The sequence below is a fragment of the Cupriavidus sp. 8B genome (assembly GCF_054589115.1).
Window position 1 is genome coordinate 1 of the sequence record NZ_BAAILO010000378.1, and the last position, 770, is coordinate 770.

Annotated in this window: 2 protein-coding genes; both read left to right on the plus strand. The window is 58.7% G+C overall.

The annotated features are described in order from the left end of the window. Positions 1 to 82 precede the first annotated feature (82 nt). Complete coding sequence (locus ACYP5B_RS35040; protein ID WP_459572726.1) at positions 83 to 406, plus strand: hypothetical protein; 324 nt, start codon at positions 83 to 85, stop codon at positions 404 to 406. A gap of 150 nt (positions 407 to 556) precedes the next feature. Continuing rightward, on the plus strand, positions 557 to 751 hold the full coding sequence (locus ACYP5B_RS35045) for a YqaE/Pmp3 family membrane protein (protein WP_459572727.1): 195 nt from the start codon (positions 557 to 559) through the stop codon (positions 749 to 751). The last annotated feature ends 19 nt before the right edge of the window (positions 752 to 770 follow it).

Here is a 770-nt window from a genome sequence, read left to right on the forward strand (position 1 = left end):
CTATCGGAATAGCGCCTGATCCCTGATCGTTGCCGCTGCCGGCGGACAACCGTGAGTACCACGACACCGAACGAGAGAGACCTTGGAATTTTACGTCATTCAAGCGCTAAGCATGCTCTTCACGGCCTATCTCGCCCACAGGCGCGGCAGGAATCCCTGGCTATGGGGAGCACTGGCCTATTTGCTCACGCTTCTCACGCCGCTTGTGCTCGCATTCGTCACACGGGAACGGCCACGCACACTCGAAAAGTACCTGGCACAGTATCCCCACTGCCGCACCGGGCGCGGCATCAGCTGTGCTCATTGCAATTCGGGCAGCATCCGGCTATGGCACCAGCGCGGAGTTCTGTTTAACCGCGCCAAGCACCTGTGCAACCATTGCGGCTCGTACTTGTACGACAGCTAAGCTGCCGATCCCAACGAACAGCGGCCTTCGCCCCCCTCCTTTCGGGGGTTAAGTCCTTCGCACTTTTGCCGATACATCGAGATGTCGCGCTGCGCCAGCGTCGCGCTCCTGTTGTATCCACACCCATTTACCACCACCGGATTTAATACATTGCGCCTCTTTCTTGCGATCTTTCTGCCCTGGGTCCAATTCTTCACGATTGGCCGCCCTTTTGCCGCCGTCATTTGCTTGCTCCTGCAGATTACCCTGATCGGTTGGGTTCCAGCCGCAATCTGGTCGACCTACGCGCTCAGCCAGTACAAGACGAACAAGAAGATCGACGCCGCGCTGAACGCACGGCGCTAGACGCGCACGCGCCCTTGAC